Origin of the sequence: Luedemannella flava, assembly GCF_039528515.1 — a bacterium.
GTDB classification, from domain to species: Bacteria; Actinomycetota; Actinomycetes; order Mycobacteriales; family Micromonosporaceae; genus Luedemannella; species Luedemannella flava.
In genome coordinates, this window is the sequence record NZ_BAAALT010000110.1 from 1 (window position 1) to 19483 (window position 19483).

A 19483-nucleotide genomic window follows, 5' to 3' on the forward strand; every position below is an offset into this window, starting at 1 on the left:
GGGCTCGATCCGGAACCCGCGGATCTTCACCTGCTCGTCAACCCGCCCGGCGAAGCTGAGCTGCCCATCGGGAAGCCACTTCGCCAGGTCCCCGGTGCGGTACATCCGCTCGCCGTCGCCGTACGGGCAGGCCACGAACCGCTCACCGGTCAGACCGGCCCGCCCCACATACCCGCGCGCCAGCCCGGCACCCGCGACGTAGAGTTCGCCCACCACACCCGGTGGCACCGGCGACAGCGACCCGTCCAGCACGTACAACCGGGTGTTCGCGACCGGCCGGCCGAACGGCACCGGACCGGACCGGTCCGGGTCCACCTCCCCGGCGGCGACCATCACGGTCGCCTCGGTCGGCCCGTACGTGTTCACCAGCCGCCGACCGGCCGACCACGCGGCCGCCGTCGCGCCGCTGATCGCCTCGGCGCCGACCAGCACCGTGGCCAGGTGGGCGAACTCGGCCGGATCCAGGACGTCCAGCAGCGAGGGCACCACACTGGCGACCGACACCCCGGCCAGTTCCGCCAACCGACCGGGCTCGACCCGACGCGCCTCCTCGGCCACCCACAACGACCCACCCCGGGCCAATGTCACCGCGACGTCCAGCACGGACGCGTCGAAGCTGAACGACGCGAACTGCAGCACGCCGGTGCCGGCGTCGACCCCCATCAACGGGCCGAACACCGACACCAGGTTCGTCAGCGAGCCGTGCGACACCGCGACGCCCTTGGGCACCCCGGTCGACCCCGACGTGTAGATCACATACGCCAGCCCTCGCGGATCCGGCGTCGGCAACGGTTCACCCGGCCCCGGCGAAACCAACACCGGATCGCGCAGATCAACAACAGCGACCCCGGGTGGTACCGGCATCTCGTGCTCGGCGAGCACCAACCGCACGCCCGCGTCGGCGAGCATCCCCGCCACCCGGTCCGCCGGCAGCTGCGGGTCGATCGGCACGTACGCGCCGCCCGCCTGCCACACGCCGAGCATCGCGGTCACCACGTCGACGCCCCGGGGCAGGCACAGGCCGACCACCGACTCCGGCCCCACCCCCAGACCCCGCAGCCCGCGCGCCAACCGGACCGCCCGGTCGGCCAGCTCCGCATACGTCAGCTCAACGCCGTCGCACGCCACCGCCACCACGTCCGGCTGCGCCTGCGCCCGCTGTGCGAAGAGCTCCACAACCGAGCCCTCGGCCGGCGCCACCGCGGTGTCGTTCCAGTCGAGAAGAACCTGGGCCCGCTCCTGCGCGTCCAGCACCTCCACCGCGCGCAGCCGGATCTGCGGATCGGCGGCCACCGTTTCGAGCACCCGGGCCCACCGGGCCGCCAGCGCCCGTACCGTCGACTCCTCGAACAGGTCCGCCGACCCGACCACGACCCCCCGCAGCCCGGCCGGACGCCCCTGCTCGTCAACGACCTCGGCCAGCGATACCTCAAGGTCGAATCTGGCGGCCGACATCAGTCCGTCCAGCGGCGGCACCGTCGCGGTGACCCCCGCCAGCTCCACCACGGCCCGGTCGCTCTGCTGCACCGCGGCCATGACCTGGAACAGCGGGTGTCGGGACAGCGACCGCTCCGGGGCCAGTTCCTCCACCAGCCGCTCGAACGGCACGTCCTGGTGCTCGAGGGCACCCAGCGTCGCCTCGCGCACCCGCCGCAGCACCTGCCGGAACTGCGGATCCCCGGCCAGGTCCGTGCGGATCACCAGCGTGTTCACGAAGAAGCCGACGAGATCGTTGGTCGCCTCGTCGGTCCGGCCGGCCACCGCCGACCCGATCGGGATGTCGGTCCCCGCACCCAGCCGGGACAACGTCACCGCGAGCGCCGCCTGCACCACCATGAACACCGTGGCGCCCTCGGCACGGGCCAGCTGGACGATCCGCTCATGCGCGTCGGCCGGGATCGACACCGGGATCCGGTACCCGCGGTGGCTCGACACCGCCGGACGTGACCGGTCCGCCGGCAGTGCCAGCTCGTCCGGCGCGCCGGCCAGTGTCCGCCGCCAGTAGTCGACCTGTGTGGACAGCAGGCTGCCCGGATCCGAGCCGTCACCGAGCAGCTCCCGCTGCCACATCGCATAGTCGGCGTACTGCACCGGCAGCGGCTGCCAGGCCGGTTGCGTGCCGCCGAGCCGGGCGGCGTACGCCACCGACAGGTCGCGCCCGAGCCGGGCGTGCGACCAGCCGTCGGTCGCGATGTGGTGCACCACCAGCACGAGCACCCGCTCGGCCGGCCCGACCTCGAACAGCCAGGCCCGGATCGGCACCTCGCCGGCCAGATCGAACGCGTACCCCGTCGCCCCGGTGACCGCGTCGGTCAGTTCACCGGCGCTCACCTGGCGCACGTCCAGCTCCCAGCGCACGTCCGACGCCGGAAGGATCCGCTGGTACGGCTCGCCGTCCACGGACGGGAACACGGTGCGCAGCGGCTCGTGGCGGGCGATGACGTCACCCAACGCGGCGCTCAGCGCGGCCACGTCCACGTCACCGGAGAGCCGCACCGCGGTGGCCAGGTTGTAGGTCGGGCTCGGTCCTTCGAGCCGGTCCAGGAACCACAGCCGCCGCTGCGCGAAGGACAGCGGTACCCGGTCCGGACGCGACCCGGCGCGCACCCGCACGCGGGCGCGGCCGGTGGCCGGTCCGGCCAGGTGTGCGGCCAGCCCGGCCACGGTCGGCGCCTCGAACAGGGTCCGGATCTTTACTTCGGCGCCCAGCCGCGCCCGGATCCGCGACAGCAGCCGGATGGCGAGCAGCGAGTGCCCGCCGAGGTCGAAGAAGCTCTCCTCCACCCCGACCGAGTCCAGGCCGAGGACCTGTGCGAACACCTCGCACAGCGCGACCTCGGTGTCGTTGGCCGGTCCCCGTCCGGCGGCCGGTGCGGTGAGGTCCTCGGGCGCGGGCAGCGCGTTGCGGTCGAGCTTCCCGTTCGCGGTCAGCGGCAGCGCGTCCAGTGTCACCACGGCCGCCGGCACCAGGTAGTCCGGCAGCCGGGCGGCCAGGTACTCCCTCAGGTCCCCCACCTCGGCACCCACGACGTAGGCGACCAGCCGCTTCTCGCCGGGGCCGTCCTCGCGGACGATCACCGCGGCCCGCGACACCTGCGGGTGGGTCAGCAGGACCTGCTCGACCTCGCGCGGCTCGATCCGGTACCCACGGATCTTGACTTGTTCGTCGACGCGGCCGAGGAATACCACCTGCCCGTCGCGGGTCCACCGGACCCGGTCGCCGGTGCGGTACATCCGCTCGCCGTCGCCGTACGGGCAGGCCACGAAGCGTTCGCCGGTCAGCCCGGGCCGCGCCACGTACCCGCGCGCGAGCGCCGCCCCCGCGACATAGAGTTCGCCCGCGACGCCGACCGGCGCCGGCGCCAACGCGTCGTCGAGCACGTAGAGCCGGGTGCCGGCGATCGGCGTACCGATCGGCACGACACCGTCGGCGAGCAGCGCCGGGGTCAGCTCGGCCGTGACCACGCCAATGGTGGTCTCGGTCGGTCCATAGTGGTTGAACACCGGCCGGTCGCCGGCCGCGCGCACCAGGTCGGCGACCCACCTGGCCGGGGCGGCTTCGCCACCGAGCACGAGCGAGCCGGCCGGCAGTACCCCGTCCGGTCCGGACTCGGCCGACAGCGCCGCCAGGTGCGACGGGACCGCCTTGACGAAGTCGATCCGCTGGTCGCGCAGGTACCCACTGACCACGGCCGCGTCCACCACCGCGGCGGAGTCCAGCACGTGCAGTTCACCACCGGTGGCCAGAGCGACGAACACCACCGTGTTGCCCAGGTCGGTCACCTGCGGCTGGAGCAGCGCGTACCGCGCGCCGGGTGCGCCCCAGCCCAGCCGGGACGACACCGAGGCCACGTAGTTGGCCAGCGACCCGTGCCGGACCGCGACACCCTTGGGCGTCCCGGTGGAGCCGGACGTGTAGATGACGTACGCCAACCCGTCCGGGTCGATGTCCGCCGGCAACGCGCCATCGTCGCGTCGCGCGTCGGCCAGCCCGAACACCGGGACCCCGACCGACCGCCCGGCCGCAACGGCATCGGAGGAAGGTTCCGCCAGCAGCACCCGGGCGGCGCTGTCGGTGAGCATGAACGCGATCCGCTCGGCCGGCAGGCGCTCGTCGACCGGCAGGTACGCCGCGCCCGCCTTCCAGACGCCCAGGATCGCGGTCAGCATCGGCAGTCCGTGCGGCAGGCACAGTGCGACCACCGACTCCGCGCCCACGCCCGACGCGTACAGGTGCCGGGCCAGCCGGTTCGCGGCGGCGTCCAGCTGCCGGTAGGTCACCGAGTCCTCGCCGGCCACCACGGCGGTCGCCGCCGGGGTCGCCGCCACCTGCTGCTCGAACAGGCGCAGGACCGCGGGCTCATGCCGGGCGGGCGCGGTGTCGTTCCAATCCCGCAGCACCTGACCGCGCTCGTCGGCGTCGAGCAGGTCCACCGCGGCCAGTCGCACGTCCGCGGCCGCTGTCACGATCTCCAGCACCCGGCCGTACCAGGCGGCGACGCGGGCCGCCGTCGTGTCGTCGAACAGGTCCGCCGCCAGGGTCATGAACGCCCGTAGGCCGGCCGGGCGGCCCTGGTCGTCGAACGTCTCGCCGATCGTCAGGTGCAGGTCGTAGCGGGCCGCCTGGGCGGGCACGTCGTCGCCGTGGGTCACCTGTACGCCGAGCAGGCCGGGGTCGGCCCGTTCGATGTTCTGCATGGTGAGCATGGCCTGGAACAGCGGGTTGCGACCCAGCGACCGGGTCACCGCCAGCTCCTCGACGAGCCGCTCGAACGGCACGTCCTGATGGGCGAGCGCACCCAGGCCGGCCTCACGGACCCGGGCCAGCACGTCGCGGAACTGCGGGTCACCGGACAGGTCGGTCCGGATCACCAATGTGTTGACGAAGAACCCGACCAGGTCGTCCAGACCTTCATCGGTACGCCCGGCCACCGCCGACCCGATCGGAATGTCGGTACCCGCGCCGAGCCGCGACACCAGCACCGCCAACGCGGCCTGCAGAGCCATGTAGACGGTCACGCCCTCGGCCCGGGCCAGCTCGACCAGCCGCTGGTGCACCTCGGCGGACACGCCGAACGGCACCCGGTGCCCGCGATGGCTGGCCACCGCCGGACGCGGCCGGTCCACCGGCAGCGCCAGCTCCTCCGGGGCCCCCGCCAGCGTGCGCCGCCAGTACTCGACCTGGGTTGACAGCAGGCTTTCCGAGCCTTCACCGAGCAGCTCCCGCTGCCACATCGCGTAGTCCGCGTACTGCACCGCAAGCGGCGCCCAGGCCGGCGCCTCGCCGCGCACCCGCGCCGTGTACGCCGTCGACACGTCGCGCCCGAGCCGGGCCATCGACCAACCGTCACTGGCGATGTGGTGCAACACGATCACCAGCACCCGGTCGCCGGCCACGGTGTGCAGCAGCGTCGCCCGCAACGGCAGGTCGGTGGAGAGCTCGAAGGTGACGTGCGCCGCCTCCGCGACCGCCGCCGGCAACTCGTCGGCGTCGACCTGCCGTGTCTGCAGCTCCCAGTCGATCTCGGCGAGGTCGAGGATGTGCTGGTACGGCTCGCCGTCGGCGGCCCGGTAGACGGTGCGTAGCGGCTCGTGCCGCCCGATCACGTCACGCAACGCCCCGGCCAGGGCCGCGACGTCCAGGTCACCGGTCAGCCGCAGGGCTCCGGGAATGTTGTAGGCGGCGCTGGGCCCTTCCAGCTGGTGCAGGAACCACAACCGGCGCTGCGCGAACGACAGCGGTACGCGCTCCGGACGCGCCCCCGGCCGGATCGCGACCCGCGGCCGCTGCGTACCCGCCAGCCGCGCGGCCAGCGTCGCTACGGTCGGCGCGTCGAACAGCACCCGCAACGGAAGTTCAACACCCAGCAGTACCCGGATCCGCGACACGAGCCGTACCGCGAGCAACGAGTGCCCACCCAGCCGGAAGAAGTCGTCGTCGACACCGACCGAGGAGAGCCCGAGCACCTGGGCGAACGCCCCGCACAGGATCTCCTCGCGCACGCTCGCCGGCGCCCGTCCCACGCCCGTGGTCCACTCCGGTGCCGGCAGGGCCCGCCGGTCGAGCTTGCCGTTGGCGGTCAGCGGCAACTCGGCCAACTCCACCAACGCCGACGGGATCATGTACTCGGGCAGCCGCCCGGCCAGGAACTCCCGCACCGCGGCGTGGTCCACCGCGCCGTTGCTCGGCACGGTGTAGGCCACCAGCCGCTTCTCGCCCTTGTCCTCCCGGGCCACCACCGCCGCCCGGGCCACCTGCGGGTGCGCCAGCAGAGCCGCCTCCACGTCGCCGGGCTCGATCCGGAAGCCCCGGATCTTCACCTGCTCGTCGGCCCGACCCGCGAACACCAACTGCCCATCGGGCGTCCACCGGGCCAGGTCACCGGTGCGGTACATCCGCTCGCCGGTACCGAACGGGCACGCCACGAACCGCTCGCCGGTCGACACCGGCCGGTTCACATACCCACGGGCCAGCCCGGCGCCGGCGATGTACACCTCGCCGACCACTCCCGGCGCCACCGGGGACAGCCACTCGTCCAGCACGTACAGCCGGGTGTTGGCGATCGGCCGGCCGAACGGCACCGGACCCGGACGGTCCGCGTCGACCGTCTCCGCGGCGACCATCACGGTCGCCTCGGTCGGGCCGTACGTGTTCACCAGCCGCCGACCGGCCGACCATGCGGCCGCCGTTGTGCCACTGATCGCCTCCGCGCCGACCAGGACGGTGCCCAGCTGGGGAAACTCGGCCGGGTCCAGCACATCCAGCAGCGAGGGCACCACACTCGCCGCCGTCACACCCGACAGCTCGGCGAGCCGGTCCGGCTGCGCCCGCTGCTCCTCGGTGGCGATCCACAACGACCCACCACCGGTCAACGCCACGGCGACGTCCAGCACGGACGCGTCGAAACTGAACGAGGCGAACTGCAGCACGCCGGTGCCGGTGTCGACGCCCATCATCGGGCCGAACACCGAGACCAGGTTCGCCAACGACCCGTGCGAGACGCCCACGCCCTTGGGCACACCCGTCGACCCGGACGTGTAGATCACATACGCCAACCCGGCCGGATCCGGCCCGGCCGCCGGCAGCACGCCCTGCGGCCCCGACCGCAACTCCGCAAGCCCGACACCGTCGCCCACGACAAGCGCGACCCCGGCGTCGGCGAGCATCACCGCCACCCGATCGGCGGGCAGCTGCGGGTCGATCGGCACATACGCGCCGCCGGCCTTCCACACCGCCACCATCGCGGTCACGAGATCGAATCCCCGGGGCAGGCACAGCCCGACCACCGACTCCGCGCCCACACCCCGGCCGCGCAGGCCACCCGCCACGGTCTCCGCCGCCGCGTCCAGCTGCGCATAGGTCAGCTCGGCACCGTCGAACACCACCGCGACCGCGTCCGGGCACCGGCGTACCTGAGCCTCGAACAACTCGACCACCGACCCGTCGGCGACTTTCGCCACGGTGTCATTCCAGGTGCCCACGACCAGCGTGCGCTCGGCCGGATCCAGCACGTCGACCGCGTGCAGCCGGACGTCCGGGTCGGCCGCCACGGCGGTCAGGACGCGACCGAAACAGCGCGCGATGCGGGCCACGGTCGGGGCGTCGAACAGGTCCTCGGCGCCGAGGATCGCCCCGGTCAGCCCGGCCGGCCGGCCCCGCTTGTCGAACGTCTCGGACAGCGCCACGTCCAGGTCGAACTTCGCCACCGGCAGGTTCGACGCGAGTGGCTCGGCGGTCACGCCCGGCAGTTGCAGACTCGCCCCGGCCGCGTTCTGCAGGATGAGCATGACCTGGAACAACGGGTGGCGGGCCAGCGACCGCTCCGGGGCCAGCTCCTCCACCAGCGCCTCGAACGGCACGTCGGAGTGCGCGAAGGCGTCCAGGCTCGTCCGGCGCACCTGGGCCAGCACCTGCCGGAACTCCGGGTCGCCGGCCAGGTCGGTGCGCACCACCAGCGTGTTGACGAAGAAACCGATCAGATCGTCAAGCGCCTCATCGGTACGCCCGGCGACCGCCGTGCCGAGCGGAATGTCGGTACCGGCGCCGAGGCGCGACAGCGACATCGCCAGGGCGGCCTGCAGGACCATGAAGACGGTCGCGCCCTCGGCCCGGGCGAGCTCCGCCAGCTTTCGGTGCACCGTGGCCTTCACCGTGAACGGCGCCCGGTGCCCGCGGTGGCTCGCCACCGCCGGTCGGGACCTGTCGGCCGGCAGGGCCAGCTCCTCCGGCGCACCGGCCAGCGCCCGCCGCCAGTAGTCCACCTGCACCGAGTACCGGCTGTCCGCAGTGGACGGATCGCCGAGCAGCTCCCGTTGCCACAGGGTGTAGTCGGCGTACTGCACCGGCAGCGGCTCCCACGCCGGCGACCCGCCACCCAGCCGCGCCGCGTACGCCGCGGACAGGTCCCGGGCCAACGCACGGTGCGACGACGCGTCGGTGGCGATGTGATGCAGGACCAGCACCAGCACGTGCTCGTCCGGCGCGGTGACCAGCAGCCAGGCGCGGATCGGCACGTCGGTGGAGAGGTCGAACTCGTGCCGCCCCGCCCGGGCCACCTCCTCGGCCACGTCCGCCGGGTCGGTAGGCCGCACCTGCAACGCCCAGTCCAGCTCCGCCGGGTCCAGGATCAGCTGGTGTGGCTCACCGTCCACAGCCGGGAAGACCGTACGCAGCGACTCGTGCCGCACCAGCAGGTCACGTACCGCGGCACCCAGCGCGGCGACGTCCAGCCCGCCGTGCAGCGCGACGGCGATGACGCTGTTGTAGGTGACGCCTGAGCCTTCCAGTTGCGCCAGAAACCACAGCCGTCGTTGCGCGAATGACAACGGGACCATCACGTGCCTCCTCATGCGTCGAGCCACGCCGAAACGCCGCGCAGATTCCGTTGTTCGCATTCATGTTCGCGCAGACCGGCGAGCATATTCCAACGCATGACCGTCGGTTCAACAATGCCGACGATCGATTCGGCCAACTGACTGTCGTCCAACCGAATACGTATGCAGTTGGACGCCGTACAGGCTGTTTTCGCACTCCAGAGGGCACAGCGAAGCAGTACAACAGTGTTTTCGTGGGTGAATTCAACGCCTTCGACAATGCCGGACGACCTTTGGGCAATAGCCCCGGTCAATCATTGGACAACCGCGTCCAACGTCCCGAAGCGCACGGTTGGACAAAGAACCGGGGTGCCCCGTGAAGGGACACCCCGGTCGGCGGAGCGGCTTTCGGTCACACGGTGGCGAGGGCCTCCGTGGGAGTGAGCCGGGCCGCGCGGCGGGCCGGGTAGACACCGGCGATGGCACCGATCGCGATGGCCGCACCGGCACCACCGACGATCGCCTCCACAGGCAAGGCCAGTGGCCAACCCTTGAAGCTCGCGTACCCGATACAGACAATCAGTCCGGCCAGCACGCCGGCACCCCCGCCGAGAGCGGACAGGGTCACCGACTCGGTGAGGAACTGCGCCCGGATCTGGCCCCGGGTGGCACCCAGCGACCGCCGCAGGCCGATCTCCTGCCGGCGCTCCAGCACCGCGATCACCATGATGTTGGCGATGCCGACCCCGCCGGCCAGCAGCGCCACCGCACCGAGCCCGAAGAACAGCGCGTTGAACGCGCGGTTGGCGGCCGCCTGCGCGGTCAGCACATCCGACGGGCGGCTGAGCTGGACCTCCTCGGGGTGTGCCGGGTTGACGGTGGCCGCCAGTACGGCACGCACCGAGTTCACCGTCTCATCCGTGGACCGCTCGTACAGCGTGGTGGCGTGGCCGTCGAAGCCCAGCCGGGCCGCGTACGACCAACCGATCAGCGCCGACCGGTCGATCTCCGTGGCCAGCCGCAGGCTGTCCAGGATGCCGATGACCATGAAGTACCGGCCGGCGATGTAGACATGGCCACCGGCCTTGTCGATGCCCAACCGGCGGGCGGCGACCGAGCCGAGCACGACCGCCGGGTACTGGCCGGTCGCGGCGTTGAGGAACGTGCCCGACTTCATCGTGCCGCCGAGCGCCTCCAGCAGGTTGGTGCGCGACGCCTGCACGGCGATCCCGTTGGTGGTGGCCGAATCGATCTTGTCGGTACGGCGGACCGTGGCGCCCGGCACGGTGCCGGTGGCCGACACCCCGGTCACCCCGGGAATCCGGGCGACCATGCCCTCCGCGGTGTTGGGCAACGTGGATTTCTGACCGGTCAGCGACGTACCCGGCGACACCGTCAGCAGGTTGGTGCCCAACTGCTCGATCTCGGCCATCAGCCCGGCCTTGCTGACCGTGCTGATGCCCACCAGGCCGACCATGGCGGCCACCCCGATCGCGATGCCCAACGCCGACAGCACCGCCCGCATGCGCCGGCCGCGCAAACCGTCCAGCCCGACGACAGCCAGGTCGACGGCACGCAGCCGGACCGGCTCGGGAAGCGGGATCATGCCAGTACCCCCAAGTCGGAGTGGATCTGACCGTCGCGGATCTCCAGCCGCCGCGGCAGCGCGGCCGCCACGTCCCGGTCGTGGGTGATCACGACGACCGCGGTCCCGTCCTCGTTCAGTTCGTTGAGCAACCGCAGCACGCTCGCCCCGGCGACCGAGTCGAGGTTGCCGGTCGGCTCGTCCGCCAGCAGCATCGGGGGATTGCCCACCACCGCCCGGGCAATCGCCACCCGCTGCTTCTCGCCGCCGGACATCTGGTTGGGTCGGTGGTCGAGCCGGTGCCCCAGGCCGACCCGTCGCAGCGCGACCTCGGCCCGCTGGCGACGCTCCCGCAGGGAAATGCCGTGGTACAGCAGGCCGGTGGCCACGTTGTCGAGCGCGGTCAGGTGCGGGGTGAGGAAGAACTGCTGGAACACGAAGCCGATCCACCGGGCCCGTACCGCAGCCAGCCGTCGGTCCGGCAGCTTCGCGATATCGTGCCCCCGGATCAGGACCCGTCCGGTGGTCGGCGTGTCCAGCGTCCCCATCAGGTTCAGCAGGGTCGACTTGCCCGACCCCGACGGACCGATGATGGCCAACGACTCCCCCGGGCGGACGACGAACGACACCTCCCGCAGCGCCCGCACGTCGCCCGGGTACATCTTGGTGGCGTTCTCCACCGCGATGATCGGGGGCTCCTCCTCGGTGGTCATGAGCGAGGTACCTGCACCTTCTGGCCCGGCGTGAGCTCGCCGGTCACCTCGACGCGGTCGCCGTCGAAAATGCCGAGCTTGACCGGTACCGAGCGCACCGTGCCGTCCGCGTCCACCACGTTGACCGAGTACGTCGCGTCGCTGGCGGCCAGCAGGGCGTTGATCGGCACGGCCAGCACGTCCTTGTGCACGGTGCTGGGGAAGTGCACGACCGCCGGAGCACCGTCCAGGGTGCTGGCCTCGGCCGACTGGTCCAACGTGATCGTCACCGCGATGGTGGCGTCCTCGGTGCTCTGACCGGTCTGCGACTGGGAGTTCGTGGTGCCACCGGTGGCCACCGACGCGATCGCCGTGATCTTCCCCGTCGCCTCCTTGTCACCGGGCAGGGTGACCCGCACCTTGGCACCCTTCCTGGCGACCGTCTGCGCCTCGCTCACCGGCAACGCGACGGTGACCCTCCGCTGGGTGTCGCTGGCCGTGTAGACCGTCCCGTTCGCCGGACCGGCCAGCACCGCCTGCACCTTGACCACCCGGATCGCGGTCGCCAGCATCACCACGTCCGTGGGGGCCACCACACCCGTGCGCTTACGGCCCAGGTCCTCCTGCCAGTCCCTGACCGCCTCGGCGGTCTCCCAGGTGAACGTGCGGTCGACGTCGAGCCCTTTGCCGTACTTCAGGGCGACCAGGTTGCGTTCCAGCTCCAACACGTCGACGCCGTTGCTGACGCCCGACCGCAGCGTCCGCCACAACGGTGTCGAGCCGTAGAACAGCGGGACGGAATAACCGTCCACGCCATAGGCGCGCTGTCCACGTTTGATCACGGAGCCGGCGGTGGGCAGCCAGGTGATCCGCCCGCCGCCGCCAGCCAGCACGGTGTAGCCGTCGCCGTACCCGAGGGTGCCGTCCGCGTCGATGGTGTTTGTCATGTTTTTGCGCTCGACCAACGCGGTCGGCAGCTGCGAGGTGGCCGTCGTGGTCGGGGTCTTGCTGTTGTTCAGCGCGTAGGCCGTGCCGGCCGCGCCGACCGCCAGTACGGCGACGCCGCCGAGCAACACACCGCGCCGGCGACGCCGGCGACGACGGTGCGGTGGAGGCTGCGAGGTTTGCGCCGGCGGTGCCGGCTTCACCGGCTCATCCGGCGTGGAAGTTGTGGTCTCGGGGTCCAACATGGTCACCCTCCGGTCGGCCATCATTGGCTGCTCGAGCTCGTTGGCGCGGCGACCTCTTTGCTGCACGTCGTATACGCGGCCACGAGTTTTTCGGCAGTGTACGTGGCACCTTCTTCAAGGGTGACCTGAGCGGTGTTGGGCTCCGGATCCTTTGCCTTGATCCCATTCTTGCGCAGGCATTCCGCGAGCTTGAGGGCCCTTTCCTCATCGCCCGGGTTCAGTTCACCCTGCCGGTGGGGATTGGGCGCGAGGCGTGCGCACGCGGCCTGGGCCGCCAGTGCCTTCGGGTCGCTGGTGTTCAACGCGACCACACCACCGGCCGGCTCACCTTCATCCGGCCCGGGAATGTGGATCCCGTACTCCTTCATGCAGGCCGCATACCGCGCCATCTGATCGTTTTCCACTGAGGACGGCGCGGGTGCATTGCCTTGTCCACACGCGGTCAGCCCCAACGCGACAACGGCGGCCAGCATCACGGCGGCCTTCGGGAATGTCTTCATGCGTTGAGGATGGGCGTAGGGAGGTTTCCGCGCGGTGACCGTCGTTCCTCCCCGGCGGCCGCGACCGCCTTCGCCGCCCGCCACTGTTCATCATTGAGGCCGTGGTGCCAGTACCCCGAGATGGACAGCAGGTCCCGCGTCATGCCGCGCTCGCCCAGCAGATGCCGGCGCAGATCCTGTATGGCACCGCCCTCGCCGTGGACGAACGCCTGCACCACGCCGGGAGCGAAGGTGAGCGACCGGACCGCCTGCGTCAGGCTGCCGCCGCCGGCCCGGTGCACCCAGCGGATCTCGACGTCGGCGGCGGTGCGCAACGGCAGCTCATCGGCCACGTCGGCGACCTCGACAAGCACCGTCGCGCGGGTGCCCGGCGCCATCGCCTCCAGCGTCGCGGCGATGGCTGGCAGCGCGACGAGATCGCCGGCCAGCAGGTGCCAGTCGGCCGCGCCGTCGGGCCGGTAGCGGCCCCGCAGATCCCCGACGAACACCCGGTCGCCGGGTCTCAGGGCGGCCAGCCAGGGCGGCACGAGGCCGGGACGTCCGTGGTTGACGAAGTCGATGACGAGTTCGCCGGCCACCGGGTCCAGCGCCCGCACCGTGTAGGTGCGCGTGCGGGGCCAGTCCGCGCGGGGCAACTCGGCGCATATCTGCCGCAGGTCGAAGTCAGCCGGATAGTGAACGCCCGGTTGTGGAATGACGATGCGCAGGTACGAGTCGGTAAATGGACTCGGCCGCAGTCGCGCCAGGCCCGGACCGCCGGCGACCATTCTGGTCATTCTCGGCGCGATTCTGCTCAGCCGCAGAACGGTCAGCCCGACCACGGGGGCCGGGCGACTGTGGGCGACGATGCGGCCGGTCATGCGTTCCCCTTCGCGGACGGCACTCAATCCAGGTAAGGGTAGGCTCACTCACGAGTTTTGACAGCAGCGCTGTCCAACTACGGATTCGCACTTTCGCAGCCCGAACCCGGCACTATATTCCGGGGTTCCGGTGTCCACAAGCGCCATTCCTTTGACAAATTTGACACGGTTGACACACGTGTATCTGGTGCTGCGATAGTGGCACCGGAAAGCGATGGCAGCGTAGCGCTGCCCGCCTCCCGAATGGCGGTTTCACAAGACTTCCGCCAATCCAAGCTGACCAATCCCAGCGGGAGGGTTTTACATGGGTGTCAGTGACCAGCAGGTATTCCTGCGCTCCAATGCGATCATCGAGCCGCTGGTCGACCGGTTCTACGCCTGGTTGCACATCACGGCGCCGGTGCAGGCCTCGATGAACCTGGCGAACCTCCAGGTGCCACTGCTGGAGTCCTACCTGCAGAACCCGCAGGTGCACGTCGCGGCGAGCGTCAATCCGGCGCTGCGCGGCGGCTACTTCGTCAACATCGAGGAGGCCCGCAGCCACGAGGTCGCGGAACTGCTCGACAGCATCAAGCGGGACCGGGCCGACATGCTGGCCTTCGCGGCCGCCATCGCCGAGGCCGAGAAGCTGCTCCGGGAGAACGCCACCGGCTTCGACCTGACCCCGCTGTACCCCAAGCTTCCCGAGGCGCTCAACGGCCTGGTGGAGCTGGCGTACGACACCAGCAACCAGGCGTCGATGCACTTCCTCGAGCCACTGGCGTACACCAGCCCGATCTACGACGTTTCTCGCCAGTCGGTGCAGCTGTCACTGGAGACGGGCATCGAGCGGCCGTTCATCCTCAGCACCCCACGGCTGCCCCAGCCCGACGTGCTGGACCTGCAGATCCCCTTCAACCACCCGGGTCTCGAAGAGCTGTTCGCGGCCCGCATCAAGGCCACCACGGTCGGCCGGCTGCGCGAGGCGCTCGAGCTCGACGACGCGCAGTCCGCGCAACTGCAGCGGCTGCTCACCGACCAGCCCAGCCTCTCGCCCGACCGGCACATCCCGACCGGCGGCCGGGTGCGCTACTTCGGCCACGCGTGCCTGGTCATGCAGACGCCCGAGGCGGCGGTGCTGACCGACCCGTTCATCAGCGCCGACAACCGCCACGGCGACCGCTACACCCTCGACGACCTGCCCGACTACATCGACTTGGTGCTCATCACACACGGCCACCAGGACCACATCGTGCTGGAGACGCTGGTCCAGCTGCGCAACCGGATCGGCACGGTCGTCGTACCGCGGTCGTCGCGGGGCAACCTGTGCGACCCGTCGATCGGGCAGTACCTCAAGGCGCTGGGCTTCTCCGTCCTCGAGGTCGACGACTTCGAGGAGATCCCGTTCCCCGGCGGCAAGGTGGTCGCGACCCCGTTCCTGGGCGAGCACTCCGACCTCGACATCCGGGCCAAGTCCACGTTCTTCGTCCAGATGGCCGGCGCGAACATCTTCGTCGGCGCCGACTCGTCGGGCATCGACCCGGTGCTGTACCGCTACATCCGCAACCACCTCGGCCACGTCGACATGGCGTTCCTCGGCATGGAGTGCGATGGAGCGCCGCTCACCTGGCTGTACCAGGGTCTGCTGACCCGCCCGGTGACCAAGAAGATGAGCGACTCGCGCAAGCTGTCGGGTTCCAACGCCAAGCAGGCCGCGGACATCATGACCGAGCTCGGCGCGGACGAGGGCTACATCTACGCGATGGGCGAGGAGAGCTGGCAGGGCCACGTCATGGCCACCACCTACACCCCGGACACGTACCAGCTCAAGCAGATCGAGGAGTTCCTGTCCTGGTGCGCCGGCAACGGCATCACCGCCGAGCACCTGTTCAACAAGCGCGAGTGGCGCTGGTAACCCCGTTCCCACGTAACTGGCCGACGGCATCGATTGCCGTCGGCCAGTTTGTTGTTCCGGTGTTTGTTTTCCAGGTTTGTTGTCCGGGTGCAGGGGCGTTACGCCGTATCGGCGCGGCGCTGGTCCAGCTCGTTCGCCAGGCGCAGCCACTCGTCGGCGCAGGCCCGCGCCACGTCCGCCACGATGTACGTGCAGTGCGGCGGCACCTTGTCGGCGATGTCGACCCGCTCGTTGGACTTGACCACCCGCGAGAAGATCCACCGCAGCACGTCGCGGCCCGACTCGGTGAACCGCAGGGCCGGATCGGTCTGCAGGCCCTGCAGCAGTGCCGCGAGCACGGGCCCTTCGGCCAGCACCTCGCGCCGCGACCCGGCCCGCTGGCGCCGCAACTGCGGCACCGGATCCTCGCCCCGCTGGATGCGGTTGCGGACATCGCGGACGGTCGTGGGCGAGACACCGGCCTCACGGGCGACCTCACGCAACGAGGCGCCCGGACGCGCCTGGATGATCTCGGAGGCTTTGAGCCGGCCCGCGGCGTTGTCCAGCGGGCGGATCCGGCCGTCCCGGCCGGTGCGGGCCCCGATGTCGACGACGTCAGCCGTGTCGGCGAGTTTGCGCCGGACGCTGGCGACCAGCCGGGTGCCCAGGCCGGCGGCGGACGCGATGGCCCGGTCCGACCACTCGGGGTACGCCGCGATGATGCGCTCGGCGGCCCGGATCCGGTCCGGCTGCGACAGCGGCAGGCCGTGCGCGATGTTGGTCCGCACGGCGAGGACGAACGCCTCCTGATCAGTGCCGTCGAAGAACCGGACCTCGATCATCTCGTCGCCACGCAGCAATGCCGCACCGAGCCGATGGGTACCGTCGATGACCCGCATCGTGGACCGGTGCACGATGATCGGCGGGAGGCGCTCGTCGAGGCGGGCCAGCATGGTGGTGTGCTCGACGTCCTCGCCCACCTGACGCGGGGAGTCCGCGGGCAGCAGCAGGCGCACCGGCAGCCACTGCGTGTCCGCGGTCTCCCCCGGTAGCGCCTCGACCGCCGACGCCTGCCGCACGGCTGGTTGTTCCGTCTTCTCGGTCATCAACCGACCTGTCCGTGTGCCACGGCAACTCCCCCGCGAAGGGTCCGGCACGGCGATGTCCCGGAAACCGGGCGACCGATTTCCGGGCATTCCGTGCGGTCAGCCCGCAACCTCGACCTTGCTCATCCTCTCGATCAGGCTCTTGGGCCGCATGTCCGTCCAGTTTGTCTCGATGTAGTCGAAGCAGGCCTGGCGGGTGTCCTCGCCGAACACCTTCGTCCAGCCCTCCGGCACATCGATGAATGTGGGCCACAGCGAATGCTGACCTTCGTCATTCACCAGAACGAAGAAAGTGCCGTTCTCATCGTCGAACGGATTAGCCATCACCACTCCTCAGCTGTTAACAGCGGACGTGGTCATGCTAGGCAGGATTCCGATGGCCAACAATAATGAGCAGCCGTCCAACCTCGGACCTGTCGCATTCTAGAAATCGCGCTGTCCAACCGACCTTCATTTACAGTTGGACACGGCTCGCTGATTCAATGGCGACAATCTTTTACCATAGCCCCAACGGCGACGGGCGAGAAGGGAGAACGAGTCCGGTAGCCGGCACTCCCGGGTCGCGCCCTGAATCAACCGTGCCAGAACGCCCCGTTGACGCGGATCCGCGCGACGGTGGCCATTCGGTGGCGTGAGGGGTGAGGAAACCGGCCGGATGGGCGTGTCCTGACCCGGTTGATGCTTGACGCTGTGGCCTCGCAGGATGCCTTACATGATCGCGAAGCCCTGCGGTTCCCTGCGGACTTTGCGCATCAGTCCCCGGATTCCGACGGTCGGTTGTACCCGCACGGAACTTCGGCGCCGTTGCCATCGGTGACTGTCGCGAACCATGACGTTGCCCACACCGTCAGTCGATTGGGTTCGTGGTGGAGTTTGAACGGGTGGTCGTTCCACGTCCCATAAGACGTGACCGTGACAGTCTGACCGGGCAGCAACCAGTAGTCCCTAGCAAGAGGCTCAAGCCACAGTTCCATCAACGCCTGCCCGCTGTTGCCCACGAGCATCGGCACCGCGTTTCCCAATGTCTTGATCGATTCGAAGCTGAAGTCCCCGAGCTTCGCCATGTTGGACGTCAGCGGCGCGGTCATCTGCTCGATGGTGACCCCTGGGGGCGGAGTGACAGGCCCATGGCGCCCGGATGCTCTGTCCCGCCTGCCCCGCTTCCCTCTTCCCAACATGATCAGGATTATGCGCGGAGGGACCTCCCACGTGCCATTCGCCGATCGGCATGCCGCGTGCTGTGATCACTCGTTTTCGGCGGCCGACGGGCGGCGGTCACGCCACCACTCGACGATGATCCAGCCGGGGACTATCGCGGTAGCGGCGGAAACGGCGGCCGCTCCCCACCATTGGTGGACAAGGGCATAGACGGTGGCGCCCAAGAAGGCGATCACGGCGCCGAGAGCGACGGGTCAAGGGGTCCTGACATGAGGATATTCGGGTCATCCGCCGAACAGCTCTTCCAGAACGCATCGTGGGCAAGCACTTGCGCCGCCGTAAGCCGTCGACTGCATCATGAAAACCTCGGCCGCGCCAAACCATGGACTTCTACAGCCTCGCGGCCCGCAACGGCGCACAGGTGACATGGGCTGCGGAAAGCAAACTCGGAGCGACGTGCGCCACGAGCACCTGGTCGAGGTGTGACAGAACCGTCCTGAGTAGATGGTGATCTATGAGCACGGCCGACCATGCTGCCTCACCGCCCGTGACTGGCCGTCACCGCTTCACAGCAAGTGGATCAGAACCGTTTTCACTGGCCGCTGACAATGCTGGCAGGATAGGCAAGGGCAAGGGCTCCTGGACAGATGGGGTTCTTGGTCGTTCTGCCTTCTCTACCAGGAGCCCTTCCTATTTGGAGCATCGACCCGCCCGGCTCACCGACCCGTGATCACGTCCGGGCCACGATAAATATGCTCACGGGCACTCGGCGGCCTTATCAACGTGTACCAACGCGGCTTTCGTTGACAAGGCCGTGTCCGAGTCGGGGCACGTCTGGAACGGCACCCTGCACGACTTCGGGATCGACGGCCGCCGGGCTGGGCGCCCAGGGGAAGCTGCCCAAACGGATGGCCACCTGTGGCCGATGGGGCGGCGACCCGACGCCGTCGCCTACCTAAGATCACTATGTTTCGATCATGATTGCGAGCCGGAGGGGTGAGACCACGCCTTGGTGCAGTCAGCCCCCATGTCCCTCGATCGCACGACGCTCGCCGAGCACCGGTGGGAGGGCTACCGGTACGCGTCGCGGATCGTCCGGGCGCAACAGCCCCGGCTTGCTCCCGTCCTGCTGGTCGGCGGCGCGTTCCAGCGCAAGGAGGACTGGGGCCGTTTGGAGCAGGGCGTGCTCGACCACGCCGACGTGGTCACCGTGGACCTGCCGGGCTGGGGTACCGCCGACCTGCTGCCCGACACGTACGGGGCCGACTTCCTCGCTGACGCGCTGGACCACCTGCTCGACGAGCTGGGCCTCGTAAACCTGAACGTCACCGGCGGCTCGTACGGCACGGCGGTGCTCTACCGGCTCGCCCAGCGGCACCCCAGTCGGGTGGCGCGGATGGTGCTGGTCGGGACGATGGTGAAGATTCCCGAGCACGCCGGCGAGGACTTCCGCCACACGCTCGAACTGCTGGCCGCCGGGCGGATGGACGAGTTCGCCGAAGCGTCGGTGGATCTGTGCCTCACCCGCGACCCGGCCGTGGACATTCCGCGCCGCGCGGCGCTGCGCCGGATCCTTGTACGCCGGGTGCTGAAGGCGGGCCCCGCCGAGATCGACAAGTACGTGGCCAACACGCGCCGGCTGCTGCACCGGCAGCTCATCGACGTCAGAGGACGTTTTGCGAGGTTTCCGTAGTTCGTCCTCGCT

At 70.0% G+C, this 19483-nt stretch carries 12 protein-coding genes; 2 read left to right on the forward strand and 10 right to left on the reverse strand.

The window, feature by feature from the left end; translation table 11 throughout:
- The 7 genes from ABD211_RS18570 to ABD211_RS18600 form a co-directional block, all read right to left on the reverse strand.
- On the reverse strand, positions 1-8835 hold an 8835-nt coding region (locus tag ABD211_RS18570; protein WP_344133103.1), incomplete at its 3' end, for a non-ribosomal peptide synthetase.
- 11 nt (positions 8836-8846) lie between these two features.
- The gene (locus ABD211_RS18575; protein ID WP_344133106.1) at positions 8847-8987 is read right to left on the reverse strand and encodes a hypothetical protein; all 141 of its coding nucleotides are present in this window, start codon (positions 8985-8987) and stop codon (positions 8847-8849) included.
- Positions 8988-9226: 239 nt separating this feature from the next.
- Positions 9227-10420, reverse strand: coding sequence for an ABC transporter permease (locus tag ABD211_RS18580; protein ID WP_344133109.1), 1194 nt, complete (start codon positions 10418-10420; stop codon positions 9227-9229).
- A complete protein-coding gene (locus ABD211_RS18585) occupies positions 10417-11112 on the reverse strand; it encodes an ABC transporter ATP-binding protein (protein WP_344133112.1) in 696 nt (231 codons plus the stop codon). Before ABD211_RS18585 ends, ABD211_RS18580 begins: the two co-directional genes overlap by 4 nt.
- Positions 11109-12167, reverse strand: a complete 1059-nt coding sequence (locus ABD211_RS18590; RefSeq protein WP_344133115.1) for an efflux RND transporter periplasmic adaptor subunit — start codon at positions 12165-12167, stop codon at positions 11109-11111. The genes ABD211_RS18585 and ABD211_RS18590 overlap by 4 nt, the downstream gene beginning before the upstream one ends.
- A 134-nt stretch (positions 12168-12301) precedes the next feature.
- Positions 12302-12781: a hypothetical protein gene (locus ABD211_RS18595; protein ID WP_344133118.1), complete on the reverse strand. Its 480-nt coding sequence runs from the start codon at positions 12779-12781 to the stop codon at positions 12302-12304.
- The gene (locus ABD211_RS18600; protein WP_344133122.1) at positions 12778-13641 is read right to left on the reverse strand and encodes a siderophore-interacting protein; all 864 of its coding nucleotides are present in this window, start codon (positions 13639-13641) and stop codon (positions 12778-12780) included. Before ABD211_RS18600 ends, ABD211_RS18595 begins: the two co-directional genes overlap by 4 nt.
- 304 nt (positions 13642-13945) lie before the next feature.
- Here ABD211_RS18600 and ABD211_RS18605 point away from each other — a divergent pair, with 304 nt between their 5' ends.
- Positions 13946-15535, forward strand: a complete 1590-nt coding sequence (locus ABD211_RS18605) for an MBL fold metallo-hydrolase (protein WP_344133125.1) — start codon at positions 13946-13948, stop codon at positions 15533-15535.
- A 98-nt stretch (positions 15536-15633) separates the two neighbouring features.
- On the opposite strand, the gene ABD211_RS18610 is transcribed toward ABD211_RS18605, so the two are convergent.
- From ABD211_RS18610 to ABD211_RS18620, 3 genes are all read right to left on the reverse strand, one after another.
- Complete coding sequence (locus ABD211_RS18610; protein WP_344133128.1) at positions 15634-16620, reverse strand: ParB N-terminal domain-containing protein; 987 nt, start codon at positions 16618-16620, stop codon at positions 15634-15636.
- A 99-nt stretch (positions 16621-16719) separates the two neighbouring features.
- Positions 16720-16944, reverse strand: a complete 225-nt coding sequence (locus tag ABD211_RS18615) for an MbtH family protein (RefSeq protein ID WP_344133131.1) — start codon at positions 16942-16944, stop codon at positions 16720-16722.
- Positions 16945-17372: 428 nt separating this feature from the next.
- A complete protein-coding gene (locus tag ABD211_RS18620; protein ID WP_344133133.1) occupies positions 17373-17708 on the reverse strand; it encodes a hypothetical protein in 336 nt (111 codons plus the stop codon).
- 1097 nt (positions 17709-18805) lie between these two features.
- Between ABD211_RS18620 and ABD211_RS18625 the strand changes: the two genes are divergently transcribed.
- A complete protein-coding gene (locus ABD211_RS18625) occupies positions 18806-19471 on the forward strand; it encodes an alpha/beta fold hydrolase (RefSeq protein WP_344133136.1) in 666 nt (221 codons plus the stop codon).
- Positions 19472-19483: the final 12 nt, after the last annotated feature.